General features: G+C 70.8%; 8 protein-coding genes. 2 read left to right on the top strand and 6 right to left on the bottom strand.

Annotated features, from left to right (window positions below):
* Positions 1 to 242: 242 nt before the first annotated feature.
* The 5 genes from Q664_RS23820 to Q664_RS23800 all read right to left on the bottom strand — a co-directional run bounded on the left by Q664_RS23820 (position 243) and on the right by Q664_RS23800 (position 8,721).
* Positions 243 to 1,139, bottom strand: a complete 897-nt coding sequence (locus tag Q664_RS23820) for an OmpA/MotB family protein (protein ID WP_425117448.1) — start codon at positions 1,137 to 1,139, stop codon at positions 243 to 245.
* A gap of 246 nt (positions 1,140 to 1,385) precedes the next feature.
* Positions 1,386 to 2,426 carry an ADYC domain-containing protein gene (locus Q664_RS23815; protein WP_043400023.1) on the bottom strand — a complete coding sequence of 347 codons (1,041 nt, stop codon included), beginning with the start codon at positions 2,424 to 2,426 and terminating at the stop codon, positions 1,386 to 1,388.
* Positions 2,427 to 2,563: 137 nt separating this feature from the next.
* Positions 2,564 to 6,373, bottom strand: a complete 3,810-nt coding sequence (locus Q664_RS23810) for a bifunctional serine/threonine-protein kinase/formylglycine-generating enzyme family protein (protein WP_043400020.1) — start codon at positions 6,371 to 6,373, stop codon at positions 2,564 to 2,566.
* A 21-nt stretch (positions 6,374 to 6,394) separates the two neighbouring features.
* Positions 6,395 to 6,826 carry a response regulator gene (locus Q664_RS23805; RefSeq protein WP_152622303.1) on the bottom strand — a complete coding sequence of 144 codons (432 nt, stop codon included), beginning with the start codon at positions 6,824 to 6,826 and terminating at the stop codon, positions 6,395 to 6,397.
* 251 nt (positions 6,827 to 7,077) lie between these two features.
* The gene (locus tag Q664_RS23800; RefSeq protein ID WP_052518578.1) at positions 7,078 to 8,721 is read right to left on the bottom strand and encodes a carboxypeptidase-like regulatory domain-containing protein; all 1,644 of its coding nucleotides are present in this window, start codon (positions 8,719 to 8,721) and stop codon (positions 7,078 to 7,080) included.
* A gap of 187 nt (positions 8,722 to 8,908) precedes the next feature.
* Between Q664_RS23800 and Q664_RS23795 the strand changes: the two genes are divergently transcribed.
* Together Q664_RS23795 and Q664_RS23790 are read left to right on the top strand one after the other, a co-directional pair.
* Positions 8,909 to 9,358, top strand: a complete 450-nt coding sequence (locus Q664_RS23795; protein ID WP_043400014.1) for an HIT family protein — start codon at positions 8,909 to 8,911, stop codon at positions 9,356 to 9,358.
* An 83-nt stretch (positions 9,359 to 9,441) separates the two neighbouring features.
* Positions 9,442 to 12,309 carry a TonB-dependent receptor domain-containing protein gene (locus Q664_RS23790; protein WP_043400030.1) on the top strand — a complete coding sequence of 956 codons (2,868 nt, stop codon included), beginning with the start codon at positions 9,442 to 9,444 and terminating at the stop codon, positions 12,307 to 12,309.
* A 3-nt stretch (positions 12,310 to 12,312) separates the two neighbouring features.
* On the opposite strand, the gene Q664_RS23785 is transcribed toward Q664_RS23790, so the two are convergent.
* Positions 12,313 to 14,586 carry a serine/threonine protein kinase gene (locus Q664_RS23785; RefSeq protein WP_052518577.1) on the bottom strand — a complete coding sequence of 758 codons (2,274 nt, stop codon included), beginning with the start codon at positions 14,584 to 14,586 and terminating at the stop codon, positions 12,313 to 12,315.
* Between the last annotated feature and the right edge of the window lie 213 nt (positions 14,587 to 14,799).

Here is a 14,799-nt window from a genome sequence, read left to right as displayed (position 1 = left end):
GGGAGAGGGTGGGGGTGAGGGTATCGGGTTATACCCGGGACCCCCTCGCATCCAGAACCCGGGGTCCGGATACCCTCACCCCGTCCCTCTCCCGAGGGGAGAGGGGATGTGTCCGCGTTCTGTGTCCGCGTTCTGCGTCCGCGTTCTGCGTCCGCGTTCGCTGTGTCCGCGTTCGCTGCGTCCGCGTTCGCTGTGTCCGCGTTCGCTGTGTCCGCGTTCGCTGTGTTCCGTCCGCGGAGCCGCTACTTCTTCTTCGTGGCGGGTTTGATGCCGGAGGCCGGCTTCACCGCGGGAGCGGGCGCCGGGGCCGGAGTCTTCTTCACCGAGGCGGCCACCACCGCGGACGGGGCCTGCTCCGCGGGCGCGAGGACGATCTCGATGCGCCGGTTCAGGCTCCGTCCATCCGCCGTCTGGTTGGAGGCGATGGGCTGGAACTCGCCATAGCCCAGCGCCGAGAGCATCGTGGGCGGCACGCCCTGCTCCTGCAGCAGCTTCACCACCACGAGCGCTCGCGTCGTGGACAGCTCCCAGTTCGAGTCGAACTCCGTCTTCGAGTCCGCCGGCACCGGCACGTTGTCCGTGTGCCCCTCGACCCGGATGATCTTCCCCTGCACGTCCTTGAGCGCCTGCGCCACCTTCTCCAGCGCCGCCTGGCCCTCCTTGTTGAGCTTCGTGCTGCCCGAGGAGAAGAGGATCTTGTCCTTCATCTTCACCACCATCCGGCCCTTCAGCTCGGACAGCTCGATCTTCCCGGTCTTGATCTCATCCTTGAGGCTCCTGGCCAGGCTCTCGTACTCGCTGGACTTCTTCTCGAGCGCCTCCTTGGCCGCCTCGAGCTTCTCGGTGTTCCGGGACAGCTCCTTGTTGAGATCCGACAGCTCGTCCACGCGCTTGCGCAGCGCGCGGCGCTCGGCGTCGCTGTTCGCGAGCGAGGACTCCAGCTCCGCGTTCTCCTTCTGCGCCTTCTCGGCCGCGGTCCGGGTCTCGCCGAGCTTCTGCTCCAGGGCCTTCATCTGCTCCTGTTGCTCGTCGTACTGCTGCTTGAGGGAGAGCGCCTCCTGGGACTTCGAGTCGAACGCCTTCTGCGAGACGCACCCGGCCAACGGAACCAGCAGGACGACACACCAATGCATACGCATTCGAGGCTCCTTGGATTGAAGGAGCGTTCTTATACATCCGAGCCCACTCGAGCGAGAGGGCGTGTGTTCCCCACCTGAGGCGTCGAACGTGGGGAAACACGACGGTGTCACGCGAAAACTTCCATCGGAGCCGCGCCCGCGTTCCCGGAGTGTTTCAGTGGTTCGCGCTCAGCGTCTGTCATTGAAGCCGCGGGACCATTTGAAACAGGACAGTTGGCAACTGGCGGACCCGCGGGGCGTGGAGCGCTACGGCGTCTCGCTCTGCAGCAGCGTGCCGGAGGAGAAGGACTCCGCCGCGCCGCACTGCTCCTTCTTCGGAGCGCCCGGGCACGACACCGGCGCATGGGCCCGGTTGTGGTCCGTGAAGCAGACCGCCCCGTCGGTGCCCCACTCCGCCTCCAGGCCCCACGTCTCCGTGTCCTGCTGCACGCCCACCGTGTCGTAGACGTTCACCCACTGCCCGTTCACGGTGTGCGAGGTGCCATCGCCGCAGTAGTCCGCGCGGATGAGGCGCGTGCACGCCTGGTGGTGCGCCGCCAGGCTCACGCCCCCGACACTCGCCCACGGCTTGTAACCAAAGCGGATGCACTTGGCGATCGCCGCGCCCTCGCACGCGAAGGTGAAGACGCGCGGATCGTCGTACTTCCTGCCGCCCACGCCCGGCAGCCCCTGCCGGTAATCCCAGTACCCGTCCACGGCGATGGCCGCCGCCGGCAGTCCGCTCGCGTCGCGGCAGATGGGGCGCCACTGGCCATCCACCGGCGAGCGGAACGACACCCGGTACTTCCACACGTCCGCGTTCGCGCCCTCGTCCGGAGTGGCCGTGTCCACGCGCAGCTCCACCTGGCTCCCATCCCCCAGGTTGCCCAGGAAGCGCGCCTGCACGAAGTCCTGTCCGACGAGGTGCTGCCCGTCATACCAGCCATGCAGCGTCGAGCCCTCCAGCCACACCTCCTCGAGGCTCGCCGGGTGCCACGTGGACCACTGGCCCGAGGAGGAGGACTGCTGCCCGTTCTCGAACCACGCACCCGCGAACTCCACCGACACCAGCATCCCCGAGAGGTACGGGCCGTTGAGATCCGAGCCATTCAGATCCGAGCCGTTGAGATCGCTCCCGTTGAGATCCGAGCCGTTGAGGTTGGCGCCATTCAGGTTGGCGCCATTGCGTGCGCTCAGCGACGCCTCGGCCTCTCCCAGGGAGGACTCCGGCGACACCGGTGCCTCGCCCCCACACGCCACCACGCCCACGGCCGCTACCACGACCCGGCACCACCTGCTTGCTCGCATGGCCCCACCCCTCTTTGACACCGTCCCCGAGACGCGCGGAGGGTGTGCAGTGGTCATCCACACGGCAAGCCACACATGTCGCCTCGGGACTCTTGCAATGTCCGGAAGCCATCAGTCGCGGCAAGTACCCTGGGGCGCTACTCCCGAGGGGACAACGCCCTGGAGGGCAGGTCGGCGCACAGGCGGAAGCCCACGGTGATGTTCCGCAGGGTACGCTCGGGCATCTCGCGGTTGGCCAGGCGCGCCGAGGCGGGGGCGAAGTAATAGGAACCTCCGCGTGCCACCACGCCCCCGGCCTCCAGCGACGAGCGCGTCCACTCCCACGCGTTGCCGGCCAGGTCGTCCACGCCAAAGGGGCTGCGCGAGGCCGGGTGCGAGCCCACCTCGTCGGGGCCGAAGCCGCCGGGCTCCTTGCCATAGGTGAAGTCCACGTTGGCGTCGTCCGGGGCGAGCGAATCGCCATGGGGGAACTCACGGCCGTCCTCGGCCCGCGCGGCGCGCTCCCACTCCAGCTCCGTGCACAACCGGGCCCCCGGCACCCGGCCCGTCTTGTCCAGCCAGGCCGCGTAGGCCTCCGCGTCCTCGAAGGAGATGCCGGTGACGGGGAAGCGCGTCCAGTCCTGCTCCACCCGGCGGTCCCGCTTCGCGTAGCGCAGCCGCTCGCCCAGCCGCACGGTGTAGGGCACGCCACCGGGCTGGAAGCGCAGCGTCCAGACACCGCGCTCCCGCCCCAGCTTGAGCATGCCGTGGTAGGTGGTGCTCGTGCGCGGCTGGCGGCGCACGCGCTCGGCCGCGGGCAGCGACTCCAGGAAGGAGAGCCACTCCGTGTACGTCGTCTCCTGGCGGGCGATGAGGAAGCCCGCCGTCTCCTTGGCGTGCAGCGGCACGGCGTTGAAGAAGCCGCGCACGCTCGCATCCGCCGCGCTGCCGAAGAGCACCCGCCCCGGTGGGACGTAGACGAAGCCCGGCGGCAGCTCTCCCTGGCGCAGCATCGGCGGGGCCAGGAGCCGGCGCTCCCCTCGCGCGAGGCGCAGCGGGACGAGCGCGGGCTCATGACCCGGGGCACGCACCGTCAGCCGCCAGTCTCCCGGTGGCACCGCCGCGTCCACCCAGGGCCCCGGCGGCATGGGCACCGGCTCGCCGATGTGCTCGCGGCCCTCCACGTCCCGGCTCACCGGCCGCAACTCCAGCATCGCGCCAGGAACGGAGAGCTCCAGGGTGACGAGCGCGGGAGACGTCCAACGCCGCCAGCGCTCACCCGTCGTGTCATACAGCCGCAGCCGCTGCAGCACCGCCGTCAGCCCACTGGTCTCCAGCGCCTGCTCGGCGTGGAGGGCGCGCTCCAGGAGGAAGTCGGCCAGGGCGGAGCGGACGTCCTCGCGCATGGGGTCCAACACCAGCGCGTGCTCCAGGTGGTCCCCCGCCTCGTCCAGGCGCCGGTGCAGCACGGCCTCCGCGAGCGTGGTGCGCGCCCAGGCCGCGTCGCCCTGCTCCTTGCGGCCGGCGTCGTAGTGGCCCAGCGCCTCCTCGCGCGCGGCGGAGAAGGCGTCGCGCTCGCGCCGCACCTCGGACATGGCGGTGGCGGCCTCGGCCAGCCAGCCACGCACGTCCCTGTCGCGCACCGCGGCCTCGTGCATCCGCAGGCCCACGTAGACGAGCACCAGCGACAGGACGAAGCCCACGGCGAGCGCCTGGCGCATGCGGCGGCTGCGCACCACCGTGCGGCGCGAGGCCTCCAGGAAGGCCAGCTCCCGGCGGGTGAGCTGCTCGCGCTCCAGCGGGGCGGCCTCGCTCAGCTGCCGGGAGCTCCAGAGCATGTCCCGCACATGGCCCACGCGCTCCCAGTGGGCGGCGTCCGCCTCCAACCGGGCCTGCACCTCGCGCAACTCGGCGGCCTCGGCCAGCCAGCGCGCCAGGGTGCCCCACCCCGTCAGCAACGCCTCGTGGGCCACCTCATAGGAGGTGCCCCCATCCACCTCCCGCGCCACCAGCAGGCGCGCGCGCACCAGCGCCTCCAGCACCGCGCGGTGGTGGGGATCATCACCCACCAGCTCCCGGTCCGTCTTGCGCGCCCGGGTGCCCTCCGCGGTGATGAGGCGCAGCAGCACGCCCCGCGCGGCCGTGCGTTGATCCGGCAGCAGGCGCGCCATGGCCGAGTCCGCGTGCATGGCCAGCGCGCCCGCCACACCGCCCAGCCCGTCCAGCGCGGCCTGGGTGATGAGGCCCGCGTCCACGTCGCGCGCCTCCCACAGCTCGGCGAGCGCGAACTGCAACAGGGGCAGCCCGCCCCCGGCGGCCGAGGCCACCAGCGCCTCCACCAGGGCCTCGGACTCGAAGCGCACGTCCTTCACCCGCGCCGGGCCCACCACCGCCTCGCGAATCTCCTCCGGCCCGAGCGCCCGCAGCAGGTAGAGGGCCCCGGGCACCAACGTGCCCAGGCCCGGCACCGCCGTGAGCCGGGTGAGGAAGTCGCTGCGGCACGTGGCCAGCAGGCGCACGCCGGACACGCCCTCGGCCAGTCCCCCGAGCGCGAGCCCCGCCTGCGCGGCCTCCGCGTCCCCCGACAGCGTCACCAGTTCCTCCAGCTGGTCCACGTAGAGGGCGAGCCCGTGTTCCGCGCCGAGGTGGGCCCTCAACCGGCGCGCCAGGCCCGTGGGGTCCGAGCGCAGGGAGGCCACCAGCCCCTCCTCGTCGGCGCCCAGCACGGGGGCCAGCGCGGCGGCGAGCGCGGCCGCGGGACGCCTGCCCGGAATCAGCCGCACCCCGCGCCAGCGCCGCCCGTCCTCCAGCGCACCATCCGCGAGCCGGGGCAGCACCCCCGCGAGACACAGCGAGGACTTGCCCACGCCGGAGTCCCCGGCGACGAGCAGGAAGGGCTCGGCCCGGAGCCGGTTCAACACCTCGCGCTGCTCGCGCCGCCGGCCGAAGAAGAGGGCGCGGTGCTCGGCCTCGAAGGCCCGCAGCCCGCGGTAGGGATTGCCCTCGGGCACGGCCCCCGCCCACTCGTCACGGGACAGCAGCTCCAGCGCGTCCAGCAGCGGCACGGCGGAGGCGAAGCGCTCCTCGGGAGCCCGGCGCAGGCACCGGTCCACCACGGCCGCGAAGTCCGCGTCCACGCCCGGCACGGCCTCGGCCAGCGGCCGCGCGTCCTGGGTGCGCACCGCATGGGAGAGCTCCTTGAGGGGCACATGCCGGAAGGGGCCGCGGCCGGCGCACAGCTCATAGAGCACCAGCCCCAGCGAGTACACGTCGCCGCGCGCGGTGAGCTCCTCCCCGGCCCAGGCCTCCGGGGACATGTAATAAGGAGTGCCCACCAGCGTGCCCGCGGGCAGTGACGGCAGATCCACCCCGTCGAGCGAGCCCGCCACGCTGTCCGCGTCCAGCTCGGGCAGAGACGGAGGGAGCGCCGGGAGCACGTCGGGCGGCGAGTCCTCGTCGCGGGGCGCGTCCGCGTCCAGCAGCTTGGCCAGCCCGAAGTCCAACAGCTTCACCTCGCCCGTCTCGGTGAGCAGGGCGTTGGCGGGTTTGATGTCGCGGTGCAGCACGCCCCGCCGGTGCGCGGCTCCCAGCCCCCGCGCCAGGTCCCTGCCGAGCGCCAGCACGCGCTCCCACGGCATGGGCCGGGGCAGGCGCTCCAACGAGGTGCCGCGGACGAACTCGGAGATGAGGTAGGGGTGGTTCTCCAGCTGCCCCACCCGGTAGAGGGTGACGACGTGGGGGTGCTGGACACGCGCCGCGGCCCGGGCCTCCACGAGGAAACGGGCGAGCGCGCCAGCCCCCAGCGCGCGCACGAACTTCACCGCCACCGGCCGGTCGAGCAGCGTGTCATGCGCCAGGTACACGCGTCCCGTCGCGCCATGGCCGATGAGGCGCACCAGGCGGTACTCGTCGAACGCCTCGGGCGGAGTCCACCCGTCGACGGACCGGATTGCTGGCGGAGGGCCCACGGGCGCGTCCGTTTCCCTGCGTCAGGGCCTGCTCTTGGACTTGCTGGGCTTGAGCATGCGGCGGATGCGGTCCTCCAGGTCCTGCGGGAGACACGGCTTGGCCACGAACTCGTCCGCCCCGGCCTGCCGGGCCTGTTCCGCGTTGCCCGCCAGCACGTGGCCGCTGAGCGCCATCACCGGAATGTCCCGGGTGCGGTGATCCTCCTTCAACCGGCGCGTGGCCTCCCAGCCATCCATCACCGGCAGTGACAGGTCCATCAGGATGATGTCCGGTAGGACACCCTGGGCCTTCTCCACCGCCTCGACCCCATTGCGGGCCACTTCTACCTGAAAGCCGACAAACTCCAGGTACTCCGCATACATCTCTCGGGCGTCGTCGAAATCATCCACCACCAGCACCCGCCGGCGCTCGACGGTATTGGACGTTTCGGGCGGCTCGCCGCCGTCATGCATCCTGTTTTCGAGGGTTTGCGTGAGCGGTTGGGTCATGGCGCGAGGCCCTTCGTACAAGGTGGGAACGCCGCACCATGCTATGTACGGCCTCGCGGATGCGCTCGTGACGGCCAGCCTCCAAGCGCATCCGGGCCACAAATCCTGTCGTGGCCCGGACACTTCACGCACAGCGATGGTGACTTGGAGCATCCAGGCCGCGCAGTGCCGCCTGGATGCCTGCCCTCCACCGCTCGCGGCGGGGCTACAGCCCGCTACAGCTTGCCCAGCGGCGCCTCGAGACTGGTGCCCGAGGACACGGGCGAGCCCCAGGCGGACTCGTAATACGTGGACAGGTCGGCGGACTGGAACTTCGTGAAATCCGCCTTCACCTTGACGGTGTTGGTGGTGAGGTTGATGGCCGTGCCGCTGTAGGTGAAGACGAAGCGGGTGGTGGCCTCGTTGAAGTTCGTGGAGTCGATGGGGTACTTCGTGGGCGACTCCCCGGTGAAGCAGGGGTTGGTGGAGGGCGGAGCGGCCGGCGTCGCCTTGAAGGACGGAGGGCTGGCCTCGCCCGTGGTGACGATGGTGTCGAGCAGCGTGGGCGAGAACACCACGACCTGGCTGAAGCTGATGATGATGCACTCGCCCGGATCCAGGGTGCCCACGGTGCCGGTGGCGCCATCCTTGTAGACGGCGGAGGCGAGCTGCAGCGGCCGGGGAGTCCGCGAGTCGCCGCTGATGAAGTAGCCCTTCCAGGTGCGCACGGTGCCGTCATACGCCGAGGTGGCGCGCAGGATGATGTTGTACTCCTGGCCCTCGCGGATGGAGGCGGGGGGCATCAGCGTGTAGACGTCCCCGGCGGCGCTCGGAGTGACGATGACGTCGAACTTCTCGCGGCCGTACTCGTCCGCCACGAGCGCCAGCAGCGACTCGCGCGCCACGGGCTGGCTGAAGCCCAGGTAGATGGGCTCACCGGGCCGGAGCAGGTTGCGCAGGGGCTTCTTCTGCAGCTCCATGGCGGGCTTGTTCGCATCCCCATCCGGCAGCTTCACGTAGTGGAGGCTGGGGACGTTGGTGGCCACGAGCTGGAAGCCCGCGGTCTCCGAGCCACCGGCGTCGTTGCGCGGGGCGGGCAGCCGCAGCATCTGCGAGCCGCCGCTCACCACCAGCGTCGAGGCATCGATCTTCTTCGCGTAGCCACCGGCGTCGAGGAGGCCGTCACCGTTGGAGTCCACCGGATCCACCCAGAGGCGGTAGCCACCGGCGGCCTCACCCACGCCACCAATGCGCGCGAGCTCCGCCGGAGAGGGGACGTTGGAGAAGGTGACGATGCCCATGGAGTCGGCCTCGGCGGAGACCACCACCGAGCTGACGGCCGTGGCCGAGCCGCCGTTGAAGGCGATGGTGCCAGCGGGAACGGCCTCGATGTACGCCTTGGCGCCGCGGGCGGGGTAGCCCGAGGGGGTGAGGAGCGAGAAGCTCACGCTGCTCTTCGTCTCGGCGAGCGAGACGGCGCCGATGTTGGCGTTGCCGTTGTTGATGGGGATGTTGCCCGCGTGGGAGGGCACCAGGGCGCTGGCGCGCAGCGTGGCGTGGCCCTCCTTGCTGATGGTCACCAGCACCTCGGCGCCGGCGGGCACGTTGGTGAGGAGGAAGTTGCCCGAGGCGTCCGACGTCGTCTCGAACGGCTTCTCCGCCGTCGCGCTGCCGATGGTGAGCTTCACCGTGGCGTCCGCGAGCGGCTCCATCCGGGTGTTGAGCACCTGGCCGGAGACCGTCCCCTTGGGATTGGCCGGGGCCACCACCGACACGGTGTCCGGGTCGCGGACCCCATCGGCGATGCCATCCCCATCCTTGTCCTCCGGCATGCATCCGACGACCAGGAGCGGCAGCACGACTGCCCAATGCTTCTTCATCTTCCCACCTTGAATGCTTGGAGTTTCAGCCCGCGAAGGGCAGCGGCAAGACAGTCTCCGACAGGGCCCCGGCGCGTCAAGAAGGGCACGGGGGGAAGAGCACGGGGGGCCCCCTCGCTCGGACGCACCGGGTAGGGCGCAACGGGGGCGGACAATTCCGCGAGGGCCGGGTGGTAGGGTGGGCGCCATGAGCGACATGGACGTGAACGCGCCCTGTCTGGGCTGCGCCCTCGTGAGGGGAAGCACCCGGCCCGTGGGAGGAGTGCTCGCCCGCTCGGCGGGGCTGGTGCTGCATGGCGTGGCCTCGCCGAGTCCCCTGCCCGGCTGGGTGGTGCTCACCAGCGTGCGGCACGCGCGCGCGCTGTACGACCTGGACGACGAGGCGGCGCGGGAGCTGGGCCCCTTCGCCGCGCGGGTGATGAGGGCCCAGCGCGAGGTGCTCGGCGCGGAACATGCCTACGCCTTCGCGATCGGTGACGTGTTGCGCCATTTCCACCTGCACCTGGTGCCGCGCTACCGGGACACGCCCCAGCGGCTGTGGGGACGGGGCGCCTTCGAGGGGACGCCGGGAGACATGCGCCCCGAGGCGGAGCTGGAGGCGGCGGCCCGCGCCCTGGCGGCGGCGCTGGCGGAATGACGGGAGGAGCCGTCCGCCCGCCTGCCCTCCGGAGAGGCGCGTGGGTGGACGTGGGGCGCTGTCGTGGAAGAATGGCGGCCGCCATGCGACTGCTCCATCTCGGCTCCCTCCTCCTGTCGCTACTGCTCCTGCCCATGTCCGCGCGGGCCAACAACACCGCGGACGAAGCGGACGTGGCCTTCGAGGTGGGCAACGAGGCGTACGCGAAGGGCCACTACATCGAGGCGCTGCGCTCCTACTTCACCAGCTACCGGCTGGTGCCCAACCGCAACGTCCTCTTCAACATCGCCCGCTGCTACGAGGCGCTCACCCGCTACAACGAGGCCTACCGCTACTACAACGACCTGGCCCAGGAGCGGTTGAGCAACTCGGACGAGTCCGAGGTGCGCCGCTCGCTGGAGCGGCTGCGTCCCAAGGTGGCCCTCGTCCGCGTCACCACGGAGCCACCAGGCGCCGAGGTGCTCGTGGACCGTGAGGACCTGGGCGTCCGCGGGCTCTCGCCCCAGACGCTCGCGCTGCCACCCGGGCGCCACAAGGTGATGGTGCGCAAGGAGGGCTACCGCCCCGCGGAGGAGACCGTCCAGCTCCTCCGGGGCCGCTCCGCCGCGCCGGAGTTCAAGCTGGAGCTCATCACCGGCACGGTGGAGCTCACCGGCAGCCCCGAGGGGGCGGAGGTGCGCGACGCCCCGGAGGGCGCCGTGCTGGGGCGGGTGCCCGGGACGCTGAGCCTCACCCCCGGCCAGCACGTGTTGCACGTGAGGGCTCCCGGCCACGCCCCGGCCCAGATGCTGGTGGACGTGCCCGCGGACGGGAAGATCCCCCTGCAGGTGTCCCTGCGCCCGCAGGAGAAGCCCACCGGCCGCATCATCATCACCGCCAACCGCGACAATGCCTCGGTGCGCGTGGATGGCCACTCCACCGGCTTCACCCCCACCGTCGTGACGCTGCCCGAGGGCGAGCACACCCTGGAAGTGGAGAGCCGGGACGTGCGCCCCGTGCGCCAGCGGGTGACGGTGGTGGCCGACAAGGACACGAAGTTCCACGCGGACCTGCGCTACGCGCCGCCGCCCGTGCGCGCCGCCTCCAAGAGCCTGCTCTCGGTGGACGAGGCCCCCGCCTCCACCACCGTCATCTCGCAGGAGGAGCTGCGCGCCTTCGGCTACACCACGCTGGCCGAGGCACTGGCCGCCGTGCGCGGCTTCTTCGTCTCCAACGACCGCTCCTACACGTACCTGGGCGTGCGCGGCTTCGCGCCCCCGGGAGACCTCAACACCCGCGTCCTCATCCTCTGGGACGGCCACTCCATCAACGACGTGTGGGCCGGCCAGGGCTACTCGGCGAGGGACCTGTCGGTGGACCTGGAGGAGGTGGATCGCATCGAGGTGGTGCGCGGCCCGGGCAGCGCGCTCTACGGAACGGGCGCCTTCTTCGCCGTCATCAACGTGGTGCCACGCGAGTCATTGGGCGTGGAGCGGAAGGTGGAGGCCACGGCGGCGGTGGAGGCGCTGGGCACCATGCGGCTGCACGGCACGGCGGCGTGGGACAACGGGCGCGACTCGGCACTGCTGTCCGTGGCGGGGGTGGACACGCGGGGCGCGGAGGTGACCCCGATGGGTGGTGGCCTGCCGCTGGTGCAGGGGTTGGACGGAGAGCGCGCCGCCACCGCCTCGCTGCGGGCCCACCTCGGGGACCTGTCCTTCCAGGCCCAGTTCCACGGCCGGCAGAAGCAGGTGCCCTCCGGCCCCTATGGCACGGTGTTGGGCGTCAAGGGCACCCAGGTGGAGGACCTGCGCGGCTTCGTCGAGGCGCGCTACGAGAAGAACCTGAGCGAGCGGGTGAGCCTGTCGCTGCGTGGCTCCTATGACGCCAGCCGCTACCGGGGTTATTGGATGTACAGGCAACCGGATGGCAGCCTGCGGCGGGACACCGACGCCGGCCTCGCCGACTGGCTCAGCGCCGAGGCCCGCTTCCGCTTCAACCTCTCCGACACCAACCGCCTCACCGTGGGCCTGGAGGGACAGGGCCAGTTGCGCGTGGAGCAGGAGAGCTTCGGGCCCGAGAACGGGAACGCACCGCTGATCAGCAGGAGCCGTGTGCTGCTCTCCACCTACCTGCTGGACGAGTGGCGCCTGCACCCCCGGCTGACGCTCTCGGCGGGCCTGCGCCTGGACAAGTACCTCGACCTGGAGACGGCGCCCCTCACGCCCCGGCTGGCCCTCATCGCCCGCCCCTACGACAAGGGCCTCACCAAGCTGGTGGCCGGCCGCGCCTTCCGCGCGCCCAACGCCTACGAGCTCGACTACAACGACGGCGGCGTCACCCAGGTGGCCGCTGGCGAGCTGGAGCCGGAGACCATCACCACCTTCGAGATAGAGCACGCGCACAACCTGACGGACGAGCTGCGCCTGACCGTGGCCGGCTACCACAACCGCATCTCCAACCTGGTGGTGCTGGAGGCGCAGCCAGGGCCGCCCCGGTGCGGCAGCCCGAGCGGTAGCATGGAGTGCCTCGTCTTCAGCAACCGGCCTGGCGAGACGCTCGCATGGGGCGCCGAGGCCGGTCTGCACTGGCAGCCGGGCCGCTACCTGATGGTGGACCTGAGCTACTCCTTCGTCACCCTCCAGAATGCCTCGGAGGATGTGATTGCCTCCGCCCCCGCGCACCTGGCTTCCGGACGGCTGCTGGTGCCGCTGGGTAACGGGGACCTGCGCCTGGCCACCCAGGCCACGTACCAGAGTGCCCGGGGCGGTACGCTGGAGGGGACGGATAACGGCGAGGCCCTGCTGCTGGGTGTGGGCCTGTCCGGCGAGTTCCAGAGCTTCCGCTACTTCGCTGGCGTGCAGAACCTGCTCGACACCCAGTATTCCCTGGCACTCGGTAACGAGCGCGCCGCCGCCCCCGTGCCCCAGTACGGCCGCACCTTCACGCTGCAGCTCACCGGCAGCTTCTGAGCCTCACAGCTTCGCGGGGAACTCCTTCTCCCCCTCGGCGCAGAAGAGACCCAGCCGGTTCTTGCCCACGAAGGGCACCTCGCGGCCCCCCTTCTTGAACTCGTTCACGGGGATTTGCCGAACACCACCGGGAGCCATACCGCCCAGCTTGTACATGTCTCGTCCGTTGGCGACGAGGATGCAGTCGCTCCAAAGGATGGTGTCGGTGCTGGTGAGTTCGATCGTCCGGTTGATGTGGGCGATGCCCTTGAGATTGATGCGGCCGTTCAGCAGCCGGGGAGCGGGAGGCTGAGCAGGGGTCCCCGTGGGCGGTGTCGCTGCGTCGGCCTGGGGCTCGGATTCGGAGTCCTCGGCCATGGCATTCGCACCGGCGCCCCTTGGGAGGACCACGTAGAGTTCCACCTTGCCCGCGTTGCGCACGCGTGCGTCGACGCTCAACGTTGACCGTCTCGGCATCACATCCAGGACCTTTGCTTCGCCCACCAGTTTTGCCTTGCCGTCCTTCACCGGCGCGGCGACTACCTGGAGAACCATCCCCCTGGAGAGCCCCGCCCTCCGCCCACGGTCGACACTGAAGTAGTCATCACGGTTCGGCTTCCTCAGCAACGCCACGTGCTCCGCGGGCACGAACTTCTGCGGACGCGCGCGCGGCTCGGACGGCTTCGGTTTCGCGTGCTGCGCCGTTTCGACTTCCGCTTCGGCCTCCACCTCGGGTTCGGCGGGAGCCCCCACGTCCTCGGGCTCTGCGGGCTGCGCGGGGACCGCGACCGCATCGGGAGTCTGGGGCGCCTCGGCCACGGCCTGGGGACCACCGGGCATGGGCCTGCCCTCACCATGCGGAGGGTGCATCTCGTGAGGCGGAGGCCCCATCCCCGGGTGAGGCGGTCGCGGAGGCCCATCAGGCCGCGGGCCATCGGCCCACGACGGCCTGGGCCGGCGCTCGGGCGGTTGATTCATCAGGAGCGACGTGATTCCGGCGGTGGCGCCAATCAGCCCGAGGGCTCCGATGGCGATCGCCACCGTCCACCCCTTGCGGCCAGGCCCGGACTTCTCCAACTGGAGCGTCTCGGCGGGCACGGGAGCGGGCACGGCCCCCACCGCGGGAGTCGCGGTGGCGCTGGGCGAGCGCACCATGGTGGACTCGTAGCCCGTGGCGGAACCGGAGGGAGTGGCGAAGGGCGGCTGCAGAGGCAGCGGAGAGAGGCGCCCGGTGTTCATGGGCGCGTTGCCGTTCGTGGGCACGACGGTGTTCATGGGCACCAGGGTGCCGCCGGGCACGGGGGTGCGGCGCACTCCTGGGCTGGAAGAGACACGGGAGATGAGCTGGCGCTGCTCGGCGAAGGCCCGCGGGCAGAGCGTGCGCACGTACTCGCCCACCTCCTCGGCGCCGAGGGTGGAGCCGGAGCGCAGCAACTGCTCGTTGAGGGCGCGGGCGAAGTCGTCGGAGCGGGCGTAACGGTCGTCGGGCGAGGGAGCCAGCGCGCGGCGCACCACCGCGTCGAGAGCGGGGTCCACGTCCGGACGCACCTCGTGGAGGGACGGCACGTTGGGGTTGGACATGGCGGCCATCATCTCGCCCACCGTGCCATGACGGATGAGGGGGCGGCCCGCGAGCAGCTCCCAGACGACGACGCCGCAGGAGTAGATGTCGCTGCGGTGGTCCACGGCCTCGGCGCGCACCTGCTCCGGGGACATGTAGCCCAGCTTGCCCATGACGGTGGACGGCAGCGTGTACTTGCTGCGCGCGGCGCTCTTGGCGAGACCGAAGTCGATGACCTTGACCTCGCCCTCGTAGGACAGCATCACGTTGTGGGGCGAGACGTCGCGGTGGACGATGCCCAGCGGCGATCCGTCCGGGCCCGTCTTGCGGTGGGCGTAGCCGAGCCCCTCGGCGATGCGCTGGCCGAGGTAGATCGCCACGGGAACGGGAATCTGCTGGCCCTCGTTGCGAGCCTGCTCCTGCAGGAAGGACAGGTCCACGCCGGCCACGTACTCGAGGGCCATGTAGTAGGTGCCCTCGGCCTCGCCCATGTCGTAGACCTGCGCGATGGACGAGTGGACGAGGTGCACGAGCACCTTGGCCTCGTGGTGGAACCGGTCGAGGAACTGCCCGTCCTTGAGGAGCGCGGGGAGGATCGTCTTGACGATGCAGGGCTTCTCGAAGCCGGCCGCGCCCGAAATCTTGGCGAGATAGACCTCGCCCATGCCGCCCTGCCCGAGCGGGTGCACGAGCTCGTAGCGTCCGAGGAGGCGGGGAAACTGGGGAGTGTCGTTCATCGGCGGAGAGTCCATGGCCCTGGGCGATCATCCTAACCCGGGAGCCGCCCCCTGGTTGCGGGAAGCCCCTACTTCCCTGGCCCCGAGAAACGTCCACTGTCCGTCGTCTCCAGAGCGGCCGAAATTGCCGCCCGCCTGCCCGCTCGCCTAGGGTGGACGAAGCCGGTCCATAAGATCAGCGGGAGCAGCGCGGACGGGGCGGTGGGCGGATGT

The sequence above is a fragment of the Archangium violaceum Cb vi76 genome, assembly GCF_000733295.1.
GTDB lineage: Bacteria > Myxococcota > Myxococcia > Myxococcales > Myxococcaceae > Archangium > Archangium violaceum.
The sequence above is the reverse complement of the archived record's forward strand: the minus strand, read 5'-3'. Positions and strand labels throughout refer to the sequence as shown.

What these genes read in the sequence shown, in the direction of transcription:
- Q664_RS23800 (WP_052518578.1), bottom strand. Translation starts at nt 8,721, where the DNA reads ATGAAGAAGCATTGGGCAGTCGTGCTGCCGCTCCTGGTCGTCGGATGC.
- Q664_RS23815 (WP_043400023.1), bottom strand. Translation starts at nt 2,426, where the DNA reads ATGCGAGCAAGCAGGTGGTGCCGGGTCGTGGTAGCGGCCGTGGGCGTG.
- Q664_RS23790 (WP_043400030.1), top strand. Translation starts at nt 9,442, where the DNA reads ATGCGACTGCTCCATCTCGGCTCCCTCCTCCTGTCGCTACTGCTCCTG.
- Q664_RS23805 (WP_152622303.1), bottom strand. Translation starts at nt 6,826, where the DNA reads ATGCATGACGGCGGCGAGCCGCCCGAAACGTCCAATACCGTCGAGCGC.
- Q664_RS23795 (WP_043400014.1), top strand. Translation starts at nt 8,909, where the DNA reads ATGAGCGACATGGACGTGAACGCGCCCTGTCTGGGCTGCGCCCTCGTG.
- Q664_RS23820 (WP_425117448.1), bottom strand. Translation starts at nt 1,139, where the DNA reads ATGCGTATGCATTGGTGTGTCGTCCTGCTGGTTCCGTTGGCCGGGTGC.
- Q664_RS23785 (WP_052518577.1), bottom strand. Translation starts at nt 14,586, where the DNA reads ATGAACGACACTCCCCAGTTTCCCCGCCTCCTCGGACGCTACGAGCTC.